This is a genomic window from Paenibacillus sp. FSL M7-0420, from assembly GCF_038002345.1.
Taxonomy (GTDB): Bacteria; Bacillota; Bacilli; order Paenibacillales; family Paenibacillaceae; genus Paenibacillus_AQ.
In genome coordinates, this window is record NZ_JBBOCJ010000001.1 from 2,571,354 (window position 1) to 2,590,077 (window position 18,724).

Here is an 18,724-nt window from a genome sequence, read left to right on the forward strand (position 1 = left end):
GGAACCCTTGACCATTCACTTAGGCCGGGGGTTCCCCTTTGTTTCACGATCTTACCGGAGGAGTGGATGCCGATATGTACGGGATCATTATTGTCGATGATGAGCTGTTTGTCCGCAAGGGCCTGATCGGAATGATTGACTGGGCGGGCAGCGGGTTCCAGATTGTGGATGAGGCGGACAACGGGGAGGATGCGCTGGAGCTGATCCGGGCCAAGCGGCCGCAGCTGGTGATCACCGATATCCGCATGCCGGTTCTGGATGGCATCGGGCTGATTGAGGCTGTGACGGAGGAGCAGCTTGGAACGGAATTTATCATTATCAGCGGATATAACGACTTCCGGTATGCGCAGCAGGCTGTCCGGTATGGCGTGCTGGACTATGTCTTGAAGCCGATTAATGAGCACGAAATTGTGAAAGCGCTTCATAAGTTCCGCGACAAATTCGCTGCGCGCAAGCAGCTCCAGGACCGGCTCAGCATTCATGAGGGGGAGAAGCGGGTGGAGGCGCTGATCCGTGGGGAAGCGGCGGATGACACCCTTGACGCCTGGGAGCAGCAGTGGACAGAGGCGGGAGCCCGCCAGTTCACCTATGTGCTGCTGGAGGTGAACAATGTGTTTCCCTGGAGCGGGCAGGCCTTGCCCGGGAAGGCGGAGCTGAAGGAGGCAATCCGGCAGGCGGTACAGCAGTTCACAGCAGAGACTCCTATTATCTATGAGCACCGGAGATTCTTCGGCTTCATTGTGCCGGAGCATTATCTGGCGAGTCATGCAGGCGAGCTGCGCAGCTTCGTGGCGGATTGTCTAAGCAAGCTCTGCGAGCGTTATCCCTTGCAGGTTCAGGCGTATGCGGGCAGGCCGGTAAGCACGCTCCAGGAGCTGAAGCATTCGTATAACTCGGCCAAGGAGACGGTGGAGTACAAATATGTCCGGCCTGCCCAGCCGATTCTGCTGTCCTCTGATATTGCCGGTCTGTCCCTGAACTATATCCATGCCAGTGGTAGGGTGTTTCAGGCGCTGATTGAAGCGATTGAGGAGAATCAGCACGCGGAGATCATGGGCGGGATCGGTAAGCTGTTCGCAGAATTTCAGGAGAAGCTGGTCTCGCGGGAAGCGATGAAGGCCGTAGCCATTCAATGCGTCCATAGTGTGCTGCATACTATACGGAGCATGGAGGGGGATGAGAAGCAGCTGGCGACCCTTGTCCCGATGATGAATTGGCCGGATCATAACATCACCCTGGCGGAGCTGAGGTCCTTGTTCGAAGCCTTTGCGCTGGAAGCGGCGGAGCGGATTCAAGAGCTATACCAGAGCTACGGCAGCAGCGGGCTGTATAGAATCAAGTCTTATGTGGACCGGAACTTCCATGAGAACCTGAACCTCAAGCAGATCGCAGGCCAGTTCTATATGAACTCGGCCTATCTTGGCCAGGTGTTCAAGAAGAATTATGGCATGTACTTCAATGACTATCTGCTCCAGCTGCGTATCACCGAGGCCAAGAAGCTGCTGCGGCAGACCGATCTGCGGATCTATGAAATTGCCGAGCAGGTCGGATTCAAGAATGCCGATTATTTCGTCACCCAGTTCGAGAAGCTGGAGCAGAGAACGCCTACAGAATATAGAAACCGGACGGGCAACCGTTAATGCCAGGAGGGGGCGCTGCATGAAGCTGCTGAATAATATCCGGCTCAGGAATAAAATGTTCCTCGTCTATTTCCTCGGGGTCATCGCTCCGATCATTCTTACGAATGTGATCTTCTACAACACGATTACCGGAAATGTGAAGGCGCAGCGGATCAAGGACATCGATCTGGCAGTGGAACAGATTAAGAATGAGTTCCGGCTGATGGTGGATCAGGCCGTGGGCTTATCCTCTTTTTTCTATGCGGATTACAAGACCAATGAGGTGCTGGACCGTAACTTCACACAGACTGAAGACTATGTTGAGGCGTACGACCTCTATCTCAGGTCCACCCTGAACAACTATTCCCCGTTCTCTTCCTCGCTGCAAAATAAGACCATCTATGTGGATAACCCCACGTTGCTGAATTCAGGGAATATCGGGATTCTGTCCGGGGAGGTCCGGGAGAGTGTCTGGTATAAGGAGTGGATGCAGGAGGCCTCCTCCCAGCCGATATTTGTGCGGATTAATGAAGCAGACGGCCGCTTCCAGTCCTTCTCCGTGCTAAGGCGGATGGATTACTTCGCGGACCGGATGGACAAGGAGAAGCTGGTGAAGATTGATTTTAAGACGATTGATCTGATGGAGGTCTTCGCCAATCTGAACGTGCAGGGGGATGTGTATCTGCTGGGGCCGGAGGGCCGGATTGAGTATACGACTAACCGGGCCATAGACTGGCAGGGGAAGGACCGGCAGCTGTATGCCTCCCTGAAGCAGGAGCAACTTATTGATTTCGAGAAGGAATACGGCAGTATCAGCTATCTGTCCGGCTGGCGGATTGTCGGCACAGTGAATGAGAAGGAGATTATCAAGGAGGTGCTGAAATCCCGCTATTTCATCCTCTGGTCGGCGTGCCTGATGATGATTGTCCCCACCGTTATTATTCTGATCATTACCCGTTCGATCAACCTCCGGATTATTGAGATTCTGAAGCATATGAAAAAGGTGAAGACGCAGCAGTTCCAGACGATCATGCACGGGGAATCGCGCGATGAGATTGGCCAGCTGACCCTGGAGTTCAACAGTATGATTATGCAGATTAAGGCTCTGATTAACGATGTGTATCTTACAGAGATTCAGAAGAAGTCGCTGGAGCTGGAGCGGCGGAAGGCGCAGCTTAATGCTCTGCAAAGCCAGATTAACCCGCACTTCCTGTTCAATGCGCTGGAGACGATTCGGATGCGGAGCCTGCTGAAGCAGGAGCACGAGACGGCCAAAATCATCCAGAGCATGGCGATGATCCTGCGCAGCTCGCTGACCTGGAATAAGGAGTGGGTGAGCGTGGAGGAGGAGCTGGGCTTCATTCTCTGTTTTCTGGATATCCAGAAATACCGGTTCGAGGATAAGCTGAGCTATCATATCGAGGTGCAGCCTGAGGCCTACGCCTGCGTAGTCCCCAAAATGGTGTTCCTGCCCTTCGTGGAGAACGCCAGTATTCATGGCATCGAGCCGCTCAAAAAAGGCGGAAGCATTGAGATCCGCATCAGCGTGGAGGGGGATGAGGTGGTCTTCCAAGTGGCGGACAACGGGATTGGCATGAGCAGTGAGCAGGTTGACACTCTGTACGGTTACCTCGACATGGAAGGGATTATCGGCGAGCGGATCGGAATACAGAATGTAATCTACAGAGTAACCATGCTGTATGGCAGACGCGCAATCTTCCAGGTGGACAGCAGACCGGGTGAAGGGACACGGATTGAGCTGAGAATTCCAGTTCATCCATAGTTTTCAAAGGAGAAGCCATAATTTCACGGGTAACGGAGAAATGTAAACGCTTTTATACTAAAGGAGCACTAAACCATGAATATACAAGGGGGAGTACAGGCAATGGGGAAAAGCAAGAGAATGTGGCTTCTCGCTCTGACGGCAGTCGTCTCGTTATCCGTGGTGACGGCTTGCTCGGGGCCGAATAACACCAAGAAGAATACGGGAACGACGGAGCCGACAAACGCCGCCGCTACTGCTGAGACTGAGCCTAAGCAGGACAAGGTAACGTTCAAAATCTTCAACGGGGTAGCCGGATCGAAGGACGGAAATACCAATGAGACGACCATCGGCAAGCTGCTGGAGGATCAGACCGGTGTCAATTTCAAGCTGGAATTCGTCGTGGGTGACCTCAATACCAAGATCGGAACCATGATTGCGGCCAACGATTACCCGGATGTGCTGATTCCCGATGCCGCTATAGAGGAAGTGCTGAATGCCGGCGCATTCATCCCGCTTGACGAGCTGATTGAGAAGTACGGGCCGAACATCCAGCGTGTGTATGGCAAGTCGCTGAATCAGATGCGCTCCAAGGATGGTAAAATCTATTTCCTGCCGATTGCCGCCCAGGTGAACGATTTCATTCCTGAGCCGGAAGCGGGTGCGGGGTTCTGGGTTCAGCGCCGCGTGCTGGAGGAAGCGGGTTATCCGAAGATCAAGACGCTGGATCAATATATAGAGCTGATTAAGAATTACCGTGACAAGCACAAGGATGAGAATCTGACGGGCATGGTCTCCCTTACGCATGACTGGAGATTCTTCGCCACCTCCAACCCGCCGATGCATCTGATGGGCTATCCGAATGACGGCAACGTTACGGTGGATACCAATACCTGGGAAGCCAAGACCTATGCCGGTGCAGAGTCCACCAAAAAGTGGCTGAAGGCGCTGAATGACCTCAATGCCGCCGGGCTGTTCGATAAAGCCTCCTTCGTCGATAACTATGACCAGTATATCGCCAAATTAACCTCCCACAAGGTGCTCGGCTTCTTCGACTACCGCTGGCAGGTGGATAATGCGCTGAATGTGCTGAAGGATGCCGCCCGTAAAGACCCTTCCCTGGACGGCTTCAAGTATTTCCCGCTGCCGGTAACCTTTGAGGAGGGCACGCCGGATGCCTATCTTGATCCGCCTGGGGGTCTGGTAACGAACCGCGGAATCGGGATTACAGTCAGTGCCAAAGACCCGGTCCGCATCATCCAGTTCTTCGACAACATGCTGACCGAAGAGAACCAGACCCTGATGTCCTGGGGCATCAAGGGCGAGACGTATGAAGTGAATGAACAGGGCCGCTACTTCCGTACGCAGGAGCAGATCGACAAGATTGACGAGCCGTTCAGAGAGAGCTTCGGCTTCAAGTACTTCAGCTGGAACTGGCCGATGTATAATGCCACCTCTACACTGGCTGACGGAAATGCCAAGAATGTTGCCAGCCAGCCGGAGGTGTTCCAGATGACGCTGACCGACAAGGATAAGGCGATCTTAGAGAAATACGGCGTACAGACCTACAGCCAGCTGTTTGCTGAACCGGTTCCGCGTCCATACTTCCCGGCATGGGGCTTCGCGAAGGAGCAGAATTCCCCGGAACAGCTCTGGGAAGCCAGCAAGGATGAAATGACGAAGAAGTATTTCCCTAAGCTGGTGCTGACGACTCCGGATAAGTTCGATGCGGTCTGGGAGGAGTATATGAAGGAATTCGGCAAGCTCGATACTGCGGGTTACGAGAAATGGACCACCGAGCAAGTCAAAGCGAAGGTCGAACTGGCGAACCAATAGCCGCCGGAATCGGCGGGAAAGACCAGGGCTGTACCGAGATGCTGGTCTTTCCTGCTTGCCGCTTAGACACCCCGGTGCGCTGAAGGAGAGAGATACGGATGGATAAAAATACGGTACCCGCGTTATCCCGGCCAGCGGCGGATAAGGAGCCGGGCCGGATGAGGCTGTTCTTCAAAAAGCTGGGCCAGCAGCGGGCCTTGGCAGTGATGTCAGTCCCTTTTCTAATCTGGCTATTTGTATTCAAATACTTGCCGCTGTGGGGCTGGAGCATTGCCTTCCAGGATTATAAGCCGGCCAGGAAGTTCATGGAGCAGACCTGGATTGGCTTCGAGCATTTCAAATTTCTGTTCGGGGATGACCGCTTCCTCCGGGTGCTCCGCAATACGCTGGCGATGAGCTCGATTAACCTGTTCTTCGGCTTCGTCACCGCGATCACCCTTGCGTTGCTGCTTAATGAAATACGCAATATTGCCTTCAAGCGTGTAGTGCAGACTGTCAGTTATTTGCCGCATTTTATCTCCTGGGTCGTGGCAGCGAGCATCATTCAGACGACGCTATCCCCGGATGGTACGATTAACCAGCTGCTGGTGGGTCTGGGCTTCCTGGACCGCGGCAATGAAATCCTGTTCCTGGGTATCCCGGAATACTTCTGGACCATCTTCGGAGCCAGCTCCGTCTGGAAGGATATCGGCTGGAACACCATCGTCTACCTGGCCGCTATGACGACGATTGATCCCACACAGTATGAAGCAGCGGAGATCGACGGTGCGAACCGGTTCAAGAAAATGATCTATGTCACGCTTCCGGGCATCAAGTCTGTTGTGATTGTCCTGCTCATTATGAATATCGGCTATCTGCTGGAATCGGGATTCGAGCCGCAGTACCTGCTGGGCAACGGCATGAATGTGGACTATTCCGAGAACATTGATATATTCGTACTGAAATACGGAATTGCCCAGAGTAATTTCTCCCTGTCCATCGCAGCGGGAATGTTCAAGACGGTCGTCAGCTTCATCCTGCTGTTCATGGCGAATAATGCCGCGAAGCGCATGGGCGAAGCCAGGCTGTATTAATAAAGGAGGCGCAGGCATGGAAACCGCAGCTGTCCCTAAGAAAAAACGCAAGCCCCCGATAAGCTCTTCCACCGGCGACCGCTTGTTTGTCATTTGCAACTACTGCTTCATGATCGCACTAATGATTGTTACCCTGTATCCGTTCGTGAATGTCCTTGCCGTATCGCTTAACAATGCGCAAGATTCCATTAAAGGCGGGATCTACCTGCTGCCCAGAGAATGGACGCTGGCGAATTACAATTATATTCTGAGAGAGGCCACGATTTTTCATGCGACCTTCATCTCGGTGCTGCGCACCGTGATCGGAACGGTAGTCACGGTCTTCTGCTCGGCTATGCTGGCCTACACGCTTAGCAGACAGGATTATGTGCTGCGCAAATTCATCACCGTAGCTTTTATTATGACGATGTACTTCAACGGCGGTCTGATTCCCAATTACCTGCTGATCCGGGATATGGGGCTGGTCGGCAGCTTCTGGGTCTACATTCTCCCGGGAATCATCGGGGTGTTCAACCTGATTATTATCCGTTCCTTCATTGAAAATCTGCCGGAGAGCATTATTGAATCGGCGAAGATTGACGGGGCGGGGGATTACCGGACCTTCTTCAGCCTCATCCTGCCGCTTACGGTGCCCGTGCTGGCTACGGTGGCGCTGTTCTCGGGAGTGTTCCAGTGGAATTCGTGGTTCGATGTGTTCCTCTACAACTCTTCGGATGAGAAGCTGAGTACCCTGCAATATGAGCTGCAGAAGATTCTGCAGAACTCTAATACCACTACCGGCACCTCATCGCTGGACGGGATGATCCAGGGGGCAACAGGAGGCCAGCAGAATGCGGTCACTCCGATGTCCGTGCGGGCAACGATGACGATAGTAGCTTCCGTGCCGATTATTATGGTCTATCCGTTCCTGCAGAAGTATTTTGTCAAAGGCATGATGGTCGGCGGGGTAAAAGGTTAGGTTGTCTAATTGTATACAAGAGTTCATCCTTACGGGGAATTATCTTAGAAGGATCGTATGCCGGATGTACAAGGCCTGCGGTCTTTTCTATTAGGATTGTATACATGGTTATAGCAATATACAGGATATTCATTTAAAATGTCCATATGACATACAAGAAAGAGGAGGATTCTCATATGGAATATCATGTTGCATTGCAAGGGAGTGATCAGGCTCCAGGCACGGTGGAACAGCCTTTCCGCTCCATCTCCCGCGCTGCGGCGCTGGCGGAGCCCGGGGATACAGTTACTGTTCATGCGGGTACATACAGGGAATGGGTGAGCCCGGCTAACGGAGGAACAGAGGAACAGCGGATTGTCTATCAGGCTGCCGGGGACGGGGAAGTCATCATCACAGGGGCTGAACCTGTTGCGGATTGGCAGGACGAAGGAGATGGTGTCTGGAGTACAGTGGTGCCGAACAGCCTGTTTGCTGTGCGCAATCCTTTTGCGGAGAAATTGTATGGCGACTGGCTGTTCGAAGGGGCGTTCGAGCCGCATCTGGGGGAGGTCTATCTGGACGGCAAATCGCTGTATGAATGTGATAGCGTTACCAAGCTGCGCGATCCTCAGGTATGGCCGCAGGCCAAGTACGCAGCGGACTCTCTGCTGCAGTGGTATGCGGAAGCAGGCTCGGCCGCCACTAAGATCTGGGCGAGCTTCGGGGGCAAGGACCCGCGCCGGGAGAATGTGGAGATCAGCGTTCGACCTTATTGCTTCTGGCCGGAGCAGACCGGACGGGGCTACATTACGGTCAGAGGCTTCACGCTCCGCCAGGCGGCTCCGCAGTGGGCTCCGCCCACCGCGCTACAGGAAGGGCTGATCGGCCCCCACTGGAGCAAAGGCTGGATCATTGAAGACAACCATATCTGCGAGTCCAAATGCACAGGGGTGAGCCTGGGCAAAGAAATCTCAACCGGGCATAACGAGTGGTCGAAAGGCCGGATGAAGGGCGGGACGCAGCGGGAGCAGGAGGTTATTTTCCGCGCACTCCGCCAGGATTGGCATAAGGACAACATTGGAAGCCATATCGTCCGCAATAATGTGATTCATGACTGTGAACAGGCTGGAGTCGTGGGGCATTTAGGGGCTGCTTTTAGCCGGATTGAACAGAACCGCATTTATAATATTCATCATAAACGGATTTTCCACGGGGCAGAGGTAGGCGGAATCAAGCTCCATGCTTCACTGGATACCCAGATTTGCGAAAATGTCATTTACAGCTCCTACCGGGCGTTATGGCTGGACTGGCAGGCACAGGGCACCCGGATCAGCCGGAATGTGTTCCGCGACAACCTGTCCGAGGATTTCTTCATGGAGGTGTGCCACGGTCCTTATATGGTGGATCACAACCTGTTCCTGTCGCCGATGAACTTCCGCAATATGGCCCAGGGCGGCGCGTTCGTCCATAACCTGTTCGCCGGAAGATTCGTTGTGCGTCCCGAGCTTACCCGATATACACCGTACCATATGCCGCATGAGACAGCGGTTGCGGGCTACAGCAATATCGCGGGCGGGGATGACCGCTATTATAACAATATCTTCCTGCGTGATGAGGATACAGATAATGAGGTAGTGCCGATGACCTTCTTCGAGCATCTGCCGCTGGCCCCGAGAGAGCAGCTTAACGATAACGGTGAGCGGGTGATGGACGGTATCCCGGATAATTCCCGCTGTTATCTGCATCCTGTCGGATTAGGCGGCTACGATGAGCACCCGAATGCGCTGGACAAGCAGTGGTGGGAATACACCAGGGAAGAGATCAAGGCGCTGATCGATTCCGGGAAGCCGTTCCATCCTGAACAGATGGCCCTCCCTGTAGCCATTCAAGGCAATCTGTATCTAAAAGATGCGGTGCCGGGTACACATGAGCCGAACGCGAAGGTCTATGCCGATAAGGGTCTTGAGATCGAGATTGATCCGGCTTCCGGCAAGGTGCAGGTGCATATCGTGAACCCTGAGCTGCTGCGTGCAGCGGCGCCGACTGTGGTCACCACCAATCTGCTGGGCCGAAGCTATCACGCCGAGATGCGTTACGAGGAGCCGGACGGCTCGCCGTACCGGTTCGACCGCGACTTCTTCGGTAAGCAGCGCCCGGACTCGAATGTGACGCCTGGACCGTTTGAGCTAACGGATGATAGTCCGGTAAAGATTGTGCTGTAACGCAGAATGCTGGAAAGCTGGAAAGCCTGTCCCTTGGGGACAGGCTTTTTGCTCGCCATAGATTGGTGATGCAGTGTTAACCAGCTCCCGGCTGCTGTTTACTTTTGGCGAATTTGCCCGGTGATATTCCTGTGATCTTGGTGAAGCTGCGGATGAAATTCGCATAATCGTTGAACCCGGATTGGTAGCAGGCCTCTGTAATGCTCAATCCCTCAGAAAGAAGCGATTTAGCGAATAAGATCCGGCGGTCTACGATATACGCCCGGAGCGTTAACCCGGTGTGTTTCTTGAATTGGCGGCTGATATAAGTACTGTTCAAATGAAAAATGCCTGCCAACTGTTCAAGGGTGATCTCTTGGCCAAGGTTCATTTCAATATAATCCATAGTTGCACGGACCAGTTCAGGCATAATATCGGCGGGGGTAAAGCTCGTATTCTGAAAAATCGTATTGGTCAGGACTAATAATTGGGCGATACAGCAGTGTGCCTTAATATCTGCTCCATAAGCATCAGAAGCGAGCGCTTCCTCAAGCTCCCCTGTCCATAACAGAAATTGCTCCAGCTCCGCTTCTTTTAAATGTACGATATTCCCTTTTCCCTTGGGACGGTAATCGAAGCATTCAGATAAGTGGGTAGCCGGAGAGGAGAGCCGCTGCAGCAAAGACTTCTGGAGATTAATCGTAATTCGTTCATATTCCATTTCATCCAGGCTAAAGGAACGGTGCATCTCCTCCGGATGGATTACAAGTAAATCTCCCGGTGCCAAACGGTAACAGCTATTCTCAATATAAAAGTTAACGTTGCCGCGCAGGAATAAGTATAGCTCATAGGCTTCATGCCGGTGATAGAAGCTGCCAAGATTGTAGGTTGTCGTTCTGTGCAGGTACAGGAAATCTTGCTGGATGGGATCATACACAAGCTCAAAGGGCTCGTTCATCTGTAACCTCCCGGTCTGTTCGCGCAATGAATTAGGCGGAATTTGCAATGATTATTATCTGAAGCTACTTTAAAATGTCACTATCCTAGCATGTAAAATTGAGCATTGCAAGCATAATTTGTTAACATCAGATGGGAGTAAAACCACACACAACCATGGATGCAGAGAAGGAGTGAGAACGCTGCAAAATCGAGATAAAGAAATAATATGCAAATGGACAGCCGGAGCTGGACTCATGTTTTACAAAGAAGAGGAAGCGTTTACAGGTACAGTTAAGGTTGCGGACAAAGTCCGGGAAGATATTGCTCTTGTTACGGGTGAATTGCCTGAGGTTACTACGGATATCACCCGCCTGGGAGAGTACTCTGTCATTTACGGTACGGTTGGGCGAAGTCCCGTCCTGGAGAAGCTTGAGGCCAGCGGGCATATCGACCTTTCTTTGATTGAAGGGAAGAGGGAGGTATACCTGTTTCAGGTGGTGGCAGCCCCTTTTCCGGGAGTGTCCAGCGCACTTGTGATCGCCGGCAGTGATAAACGCGGGACGGTCTATGGCCTGTTCCATCTCTCCGAATGTCTTGGGGTCTCGCCATTAGTGAACTGGTCCGGGGTGAGGCCTGTAAGACAATCCCGCGTTGTATTAACGGAGAAGAGCAATAGGATATCCAAAGAGCCGTCGGTGAAATACCGCGGAATCTTCATCAATGATGAGTGGCCGGCCTTTGGGACATGGGCAGAGCATCATTTTGGCGGCCTCAACGCGGAGATGTATGAGCATGTATTTGAATTGCTTCTGCGGCTGAAGGGCAATTATCTGTGGCCGGCGATGTGGAAATCCAATTTCAACTGTGACGGCCCGGGCCTGCTGAATGCGGAGCTGGCCGATGAATACGGAATTGTGATGGGAACCTCGCATCATGAGCCCTGCATGCGGAACGGCGAAGAATACAGCCAGGTACGCGGCACAGATTCTATATACGGGGATGCGTGGGATTTCCGTGCCAACCGGGAGGGGATCTCGCGTTTTTGGGAGGATGGCCTGAAGCGCAATGGAGGATTTGAGAATATTATTACACTCGGTATGCGCGGTGAGCAGGATACAACGATCCTTGGCGAATCCGCGACACTTGCTGACAACATCAACCTGCTGCGGGAGGTCATTCGTGAACAGAACAGGCTGATCCGGGAACAGGTGAATGAAGACTTGACGGCGGTTCCGCGTGACCTGGTGCTGTTCACGGAAGTGGAGGCATTTTTCTATGGGGATGAAGAAACGCCGGGTCTGATGGGTGATCCGGAATTAGAAGGCGTAACGCTGATGCTCAGTGATGATAATTTCGGTAATCTCCGCAGTGTACCTACGGAGGAGATGCGGGGGCACAGCGGCGGCTTTGGACTGTATTATCATTTCGATTTCCACGGGGGCGCCCATGCTTATGATTGGATGAATACCAATTATCTGCCGAAGGTGTGGGAGCAGCTTACAATGGCCTATGATTATGGCATCCGTGAGATCTGGGTGGTCAATATTGGAGATATTTGTCTGCTGGAATATCCGCTGTCTTATTTCCTGGAGCTGGCCTACGATATGGAGGCCTGGGGCTCCTCACAACCCAATACAACCGGTACATTCACGCAAGGCTGGATCAGGCAGCAGTTCGGCGGTGCGTTCAGTGACGATGACAGACTGGCTATACAGGATATCCTCGAAGGATATACCCGGATCAACCATAACCGCAAACCGGAAGTGATGAACTCGGAAATCTATCATCCTGTGCATTATTCGGAAGCGGAGAACTTGCTCAAGCAGGCGGATTATATCACAGGCCTCGCCGAAGAGCTGAGGGCGAAGTGCCCGGACTGGATGTTGCCAGCCTATTATGAACTGGTCTATTTCCCGGCTGTCGCATCGATGAATCTTCAGCTGATGCAGATTACTGCGGGCAGGAATGAGTGGTATGCACGGCAGAACCGCATAGAGGCCAACCGACTTGCGGACGATATTGCTGGATATATCCGCAAGGACAGGGAGTTAACGGAAGAGCTCCATTGGATAAGCAACGGCAAATGGTACGGCATGGGACTGTCCGAGCATGTCGGCTTTGTCCACTGGAATGAGGAGGGCAACCGCTATCCGCTGATGATCCAGATCGAACCCGCCAACAAGCCGCGGATCATTGTGGCGAAATCAGATTCCTCCACATTCACCGAAGGCTATCACTGGACAGGCAAGCCCCTCCACATCTATGATTTCCTACGCCCGGATGTGGAGGAAGTATCCATTGATATTGCCTGCGGCAGCCGGATGCCGGTGCCCTATAAGGTTACAACCGATTGCCCGTGGCTGTCTTGTTCAAGGTCGGAAGGACTGGTTATCAGCCAAGATATTCTTGTGATCACCGTTAACCGGAGCCTGCTTCAGGAGCGGGAGCAGGGAGTAGTCTGTATCGAAGCTCCGGGTAGCAGAGTCCGGCTTCATGTATGGGGGGAGCCTGCCGATATTACAGACGTTGAGCCGATGACCTTCCTGGAGCGTGACGGCTATATTGCGATAGAAGCGGAGCATTATGCAGACAAGCAGGATGTGGGTGGATTCGCGTTCACGAAGCTTGAGAAGTACGGGCGGACTCTGTCGGGAATGAAGGTGCTGCCTCCTCTTCATGATTTCAGCGGGACGGAGGACCGGCCTTATCTGGAATACCGTTTCATGGCTGAGCAGGAAGCGCCTTATCAGGTGGAGTACTATCTTGCACCTTCCAATACAGCCTATATGGATCATAAGCTGTACTACGGCGTGCAGATGAATGGCGGGGAAGTACACCTGGAGAACGCTGTCAGTGAGGGGTTCCGTTCTCTGGACACCAGCTGTCCGGAATGGGTCAGTGCGGTGAAGGACAATATCCGTATCCGCCGCAGTGAGCTTTGTTGCAGGCGCGGCTTGAATATCCTAAGGATCTACGCTGTAAGTCCTTCACTGGTGCTTGAGCGGATTGTCCTGTATCCACAGGGCAGTGAGCTGCCCCAGTCCTATCTTGGACCGGCAGAGAGCTATTACGTGAAGGGTTAGCAATGATAGAAAACCTTAGAGGAACGAATCAGGTTCCGCCGGCGGGAAACCGACGGCGGAATATTTTTTTGAAAGCCGTTAGTTATGTAGCCATGTTCACTTGTGGGAGGTCTAAATGATGTTCAAAATATTGCTGGTAGACGATGAGGTATTTGTCCGCAAGGGATTGCTGGAGATCATTCCGTGGGAATCGCTCAATTTCAGCATCGCCGGAGAAGCGAACAATGGGGCAGAGGCGCTGGATATGATCCGGCAGCTCAAGCCTGATCTGGTCATTACGGACATACGGATGCCTATTCTGGACGGACTGGAGCTTATCAGCACCGTGGCCGAGAATAATGCTCAGGATGTGGTTTTCATCGTAATCAGCGGCTTCAATGATTTCAAGTATGCACAGCAGGCACTCCGCTACGGGGTGCATGACTATATTCTGAAGCCGATTGATGATGAGGAGATGACCGCCACACTGCGCAAGCTGTCCTATACGATGGGCAGGAAGAGAATCACCACACTGACTAATGTTGATCACACCGCCAGTGTAATTCTGGAGACGCTGGTGCAAGGGAAGCTGCCGGATACAGAAGCGGAGCCCCTCGCCGCAGCGCTGGGCATGGAACAGAAGCATGGCTTCCTGTATTGTCTGGCTGAAGTGTATTCGGGCCAGGGCGACCAGCAGCTCACGCTGAAGCAATTTCAGAGCGGGCTGCAATTCATTGAAGAGGACGGTAACCGCATACCTGTGTTTGAGCAGCAGCAGGGAAGCTTTGGAATGCTGCTCTGTACAGAAGCAGTAACGGGCGGAGCCGGCGGTCTTGCGAACCGTCTGGAATGCCTACGGTCAGCATTGGAGGACAGGCTTGGTTGCAGGCTCAATCTCTACGCAGGTGATCCGGCCCAGGCACTTATGGATGTTCACCGTTCGTATGCGGAGGCGAATGAAGCGGCAAGACATAAATATGCCGAGCCCGCCGGACTCATTATGTACTCGCTGATTAAGGACAGGCCTCTGTACGTTTTTGATATGAGTCCGGCGGTCATAAGCAAGCTTATCGTCCAACTGGAGGAGGGGGACAGGTGCGGCTACCTGGACACTGTGGAGAGTATCTTTCAACTGTTCCATAAGCAGCGGTTCACACCACATGCGGTATCAGGCTCTCTCGCCCGGTGTATGACGGGGATCATTGCTGTCATTAAGGAAATGGACGGCAGTGAAGAGCAGATTCTGAGGCTGAAGGGGCTGACCGAACGGGAGCATGTGAATTGGAGTCTGCAGATGCTGAAGGAGAATTTCACACTGGCAGTGCAGGAAGCAACTGACTATATTGCCCTTCTCCGCAAAGAACATTCTGCAGGGGGCATTGTGTTCATTAAACGGTATATCGATACCCACTACAGTGAGAATATCAACCTGAAAAGTATAGCGGCCCAATTCTATATGAATGCAGTATATCTGGGACGCCTGTTCCGCAAGACATACGGTGTTTATTTTAACGATTATTTGCTGGAGCTCAGGATACAGGAGGCCAAAAAGCTGCTTCGGAAAAGTGATTTCAGAATATATGAGATCGCCGGGAAGGTCGGTTTTCAGAGTGTAGATTATTTTGTGACCCAATTCGAGAAGCTGGAGCAAGTGTCGCCGACAGAATACCGGAACATATTGATAGAAAAAGAATAACGGGGCGATCCAATGAAGAAGCTGTTAAATTACATGAAGCTGCGGGAGAAGCTGCTGCTCATGTACGTGCTGTCCGTATTTATTCCCATTGTCCTCACCAATATCGTGTTCTATCACGTCACAACCACCAATATCCGCAATCAAAAAATCCGTGATGCCGACATGGCACTGAACAATTTGAGAGCCGAACTGCAGGTGGCAATCGACCAGGGAGTAGGCTTATCGTATTCGCTGTATGCGGATCCCATCTTCAATAAAACCATTTCCCGCAAATTCACCAGTGAGATGGATTATGTACAGACATTCAACAGCTACCTGGAAGGAGCCTTGTCCAATCAAGGCGTACAGGGTGTCCGTTGGTATCAGGTGTACACCGATAATCCTACAGTGCTGACCTCCGGCTACCTTGACCGTCTAACCGATAAAATTCGCCAATCGGACTGGTATACCCAGTCCAAAGCTTTGTCGGCGCCCTATCCGACCTTTGTCTATTCTGAGCAGAAGTTCAGTCTGATTCAAAAATTAAATAATTATTACACCAGCGGAATGGAGCAGCTTGTCAAAATTGATTTGAACATGGAGCGGATTCAGCAGATTTTTAACGGCAGCACCTTCAATGGCGCTGTGTATCTGTTAGATCCCCAAGGCCGGGTCAAGTATGCGAATGATGAGGCGGCGAGTCCGGGGCTGATCCCTTTCAGGAACTTTCTCCAGCCTAAGAATTCCCTTGAATTCAGGGCTGCATATACCGGGATTAATTATCTGGAAGGGTGGACACTTGCGGGCGTGATGAATGAGGAGCTTGTGCTGAACGAAGTCAGGAAATCGCGTTCTTTTGTCATTTGGTTTGCCTGCATCAACTTTATATTGCCCACAATTATCATTGCGGTTATGTCCAGATCGATTCATGTACGGCTGGTCCGGATTCTCAAATATATGAAGAAGGTTAAGGCGCAGAACTTCCAGACCATTCCCTATGAAGAGGCCAGAGATGAGATCGGCCAGTTAACCATGGAGTTCAACCGCATGACCGAAACGATCAACAGCCTGATTAACGAGGTCTACGTTGCCGATATCCAGAAGAAGAACCTGGAGCTTAGGGAGCAGCAAGCGCAGCTGCATGCCCTGCTTAGCCAGATTAACCCCCATTTCCTATTCAACTCGCTCGAATCCGTACGCATGCGCAGCATCATCAAGGGTGAGAAGGAGACGGCAAAGATCATTCAACATATGGCAAAAATGTTCCGGAAATCCATATCCTGGAGTCAGAACTATGTTACCGTCAGCGAAGAGCTGGAACTGATTGAGAGCTTCCTGGAGATTCAGCAGTACCGCTTCGGCGACAAGCTGGAGTATAGCATTGTGGCAGACCTTGAAGCCCTGAGGCAGCGGATTCCCAAAATGGTACTGTTGCCGTTCGTAGAGAATGCCAGTATTCATGGGGTCGAGTCTATCGCAGACAGCGGGATCATCTCCATCTCAGTGACTGTGCAAGCTGAACGGCTGATTCTCAGGCTGGAGGATAACGGAATGGGGCTGTCACCGGAGAAGCTGGAGGAGCTGCTGCTCTATCTGCAGGAGGATGGCGGCATTGGTGAGCGGGTTGGGATGAAGAATGCATACTACCGCCTGAAGCTGATCTTCCAGGACCAGTTTGAATTTGCAGTTGAGACCCGGGAAGGGGAAGGGATGGTTATCCTCATCTCCCTGCCGCTGATGGATAACAACACCGCATGACATCGCAATATGGGTATACATTTTGAAGCACAAGGTATGGTTTGTCGGGTAAAAAAGTAAGCGGTTTCTTGTTATATTGAAAGAGCTTACATGATTTATGGAATTACAAGAACAGTTAAGGGGGATTTAGTCAAAATGTTAAAAAACAAGCTTTTGACCACCAGTCTGGTACTCATTCTGGCGGCGGCATTGGGAGGCTGCGGCGGAGGTAGCAGCAACAATGCGCCGGACACCTCAGCACAGAGCACGAATGCGGGAGGCAATGAGGAGGCTCCGGCAGTAACCTACAAGTATTTCAGCTTCGGGGCACCCAAGAAACAAATCCTGGGAAGCGAAACAACAATCGGCAAAGAGCTGCAGGCTCAGACCGGAGTGGACTGGAATATTGAATATCTGGTCGGCGATGGAGATACCAAGGCGGGCGTGATGATTGCCAGCGGAGACTATCCGGACATCATTGACTCCAGTGGTCAGATGGCTAAGCTTATGGACGCAGGGGCATTTATTCCGCTTGATGATCTTATTGAACAATACGGCCCCAATATTAAACGGGTATACGGACCCTATTTTGATAAATTCAGGCAGGAAGACGGCAAGCTCTACTTCTTCCCTTACGGTGCCAACATCGGCTACATCTCTGAGCCTAACTTTCAGACCGGCTTCTACATTCAGCGGTCTGTGCTGAAGGAATTCAATTATCCGAAGATTAAGACGCTTGATGAATATTTTGACTTGCTGAAGCAATACAAAGAGAAGCATCCTCAGGTGGGCGGACAGGAGACGATTGGCTTCGCTACCCTTGCCGGTGAACAGGGAAGCTTCTTCACCCTTCAGAATCCGGCCAATCACTTGGCAGGCTATCCGAATGACGGCAGCACCATTGTCGATATGAAGACCCATGAGGCCAAGCTGGTCGGGGGCTCCGATTATCAGAAGAGATGGATTAAGAAGCTGAATGAAGCTAACGCCGAGGGATTGGTTGACCCTGAATCCTTCACGATGAACAGAGACCAGTATCTGGCTAAGCTGACCTCGGGACGCGTACTCGGTTACTTCAGCTATTCCTGGCAGGTTGGGGATGCGACGAATAACCTCAAGAAAGCCGGTAATGACGACATGCGTTATGTTGCGCTTCCGATTGTATTTGATAAAGAGATCAAAGATCAATATATTGATCCTCCCGGCTTCGTAAACAATTATGGAGTAGGCATTACAGTGAAAGCCAAAGACCCCGTCCGTATTATCCAATACTTCGACAACCTGCTTAAGGAAGAGAATCAAATCCTGGTTCAATGGGGCATCAAGGATCAGAGCTATGCAGTTGACGCGAACGGAAGGTTCACTTATGCCAACGACGCGCAGCGCCAGCTGCACGAAGACCCTGAGCAGAGCCTGAAATTCGGGTTTGACTATTTCAACTACAGCTGGCCGCGTTATGGCAATAACTCTGTTCTGCAGGATGGCAATGCCTATGGTCCGGGTAACCAGCCTGAGGTAGCCTCTTACGGTTATACGGATGGCGACAAGAAGCTGCTCGAAGCTTACGGAGTGAAGACCTTCAGCGAGCTGTTCAGCGATCCGGATGAGCGCCCTTGGTCCCCTGCCTGGTCCATTGCTCTGGAACAAGGTTCTCCTGAACAGATGTTCATTACCAAGGCTGACGATTTGCAGCGCAAACATCTGCCTGCTATGGTTCTGGACACACCGGCCAACTTCGACAAGAATTGGGGAGATTACATGGCCCAGTTCAACAAGCTGGATAAGAAAACCTATGAAGATTTCATCACCAAGAAGGTTCAGGAACGTGTAGCAGGCAAATGGTAATCTAGAGACAGAATCAGCTATAAGCTGCGGGCTGGAAG

Annotated in this window: 11 protein-coding genes; 10 read left to right on the forward strand and 1 reads right to left on the reverse strand. The window is 52.0% G+C overall.

Going from position 1 to position 18,724, the window contains the following annotated elements; translation table 11 throughout:
- The first annotated feature begins 38 nt into the window (after window positions 1–38).
- The 6 genes from MKX51_RS10740 (at window position 39) to MKX51_RS10765 (ending at window position 9,449) form a co-directional block, all read left to right on the forward strand.
- Entirely contained in the window at window positions 39–1,640 is a 1,602-nt protein-coding gene (locus tag MKX51_RS10740) for a response regulator transcription factor (protein WP_340992329.1), read from the forward strand.
- Window positions 1,641–1,659: 19 nt separating this feature from the next.
- Window positions 1,660–3,402, forward strand: coding sequence for a sensor histidine kinase (locus MKX51_RS10745; protein ID WP_340992330.1), 1,743 nt, complete (start codon window positions 1,660–1,662; stop codon window positions 3,400–3,402).
- A 102-nt stretch (window positions 3,403–3,504) separates the two neighbouring features.
- Window positions 3,505–5,217: an ABC transporter substrate-binding protein gene (locus MKX51_RS10750; protein ID WP_340992331.1), complete on the forward strand. Its 1,713-nt coding sequence runs from the start codon at window positions 3,505–3,507 to the stop codon at window positions 5,215–5,217.
- 98 nt (window positions 5,218–5,315) lie between these two features.
- A complete protein-coding gene (locus MKX51_RS10755; RefSeq protein ID WP_036693425.1) occupies window positions 5,316–6,290 on the forward strand; it encodes an ABC transporter permease in 975 nt (324 codons plus the stop codon).
- Window positions 6,291–6,306: 16 nt separating this feature from the next.
- Complete coding sequence (locus tag MKX51_RS10760; RefSeq protein ID WP_340941747.1) at window positions 6,307–7,248, forward strand: carbohydrate ABC transporter permease; 942 nt, start codon at window positions 6,307–6,309, stop codon at window positions 7,246–7,248.
- 176 nt (window positions 7,249–7,424) lie between these two features.
- A complete protein-coding gene (locus MKX51_RS10765) occupies window positions 7,425–9,449 on the forward strand; it encodes a right-handed parallel beta-helix repeat-containing protein (protein ID WP_340992332.1) in 2,025 nt (674 codons plus the stop codon).
- A gap of 76 nt (window positions 9,450–9,525) precedes the next feature.
- Here the strand turns inward: MKX51_RS10765 and MKX51_RS10770 are convergent, their stop codons facing one another.
- Window positions 9,526–10,386, reverse strand: coding sequence for an AraC family transcriptional regulator (locus MKX51_RS10770; RefSeq protein ID WP_340992333.1), 861 nt, complete (start codon window positions 10,384–10,386; stop codon window positions 9,526–9,528).
- 235 nt (window positions 10,387–10,621) lie between these two features.
- Here MKX51_RS10770 and MKX51_RS10775 point away from each other — a divergent pair, with 235 nt between their 5' ends.
- From MKX51_RS10775 to MKX51_RS10790, 4 genes are all read left to right on the forward strand, one after another.
- The gene (locus tag MKX51_RS10775) at window positions 10,622–13,450 is read left to right on the forward strand and encodes a glycosyl hydrolase 115 family protein (RefSeq protein ID WP_340992334.1); all 2,829 of its coding nucleotides are present in this window, start codon (window positions 10,622–10,624) and stop codon (window positions 13,448–13,450) included.
- A gap of 118 nt (window positions 13,451–13,568) precedes the next feature.
- The gene (locus tag MKX51_RS10780) at window positions 13,569–15,125 is read left to right on the forward strand and encodes a response regulator (protein ID WP_340992335.1); all 1,557 of its coding nucleotides are present in this window, start codon (window positions 13,569–13,571) and stop codon (window positions 15,123–15,125) included.
- Between the two features lie 12 nt (window positions 15,126–15,137).
- Window positions 15,138–16,862 (forward strand): sensor histidine kinase, encoded by a 1,725-nt coding sequence (locus tag MKX51_RS10785; RefSeq protein ID WP_340992336.1) that lies wholly within the window; start codon window positions 15,138–15,140, stop codon window positions 16,860–16,862.
- 135 nt (window positions 16,863–16,997) lie between these two features.
- A complete protein-coding gene (locus tag MKX51_RS10790) occupies window positions 16,998–18,686 on the forward strand; it encodes an ABC transporter substrate-binding protein (protein ID WP_340992337.1) in 1,689 nt (562 codons plus the stop codon).
- The last annotated feature ends 38 nt before the right edge of the window (window positions 18,687–18,724 follow it).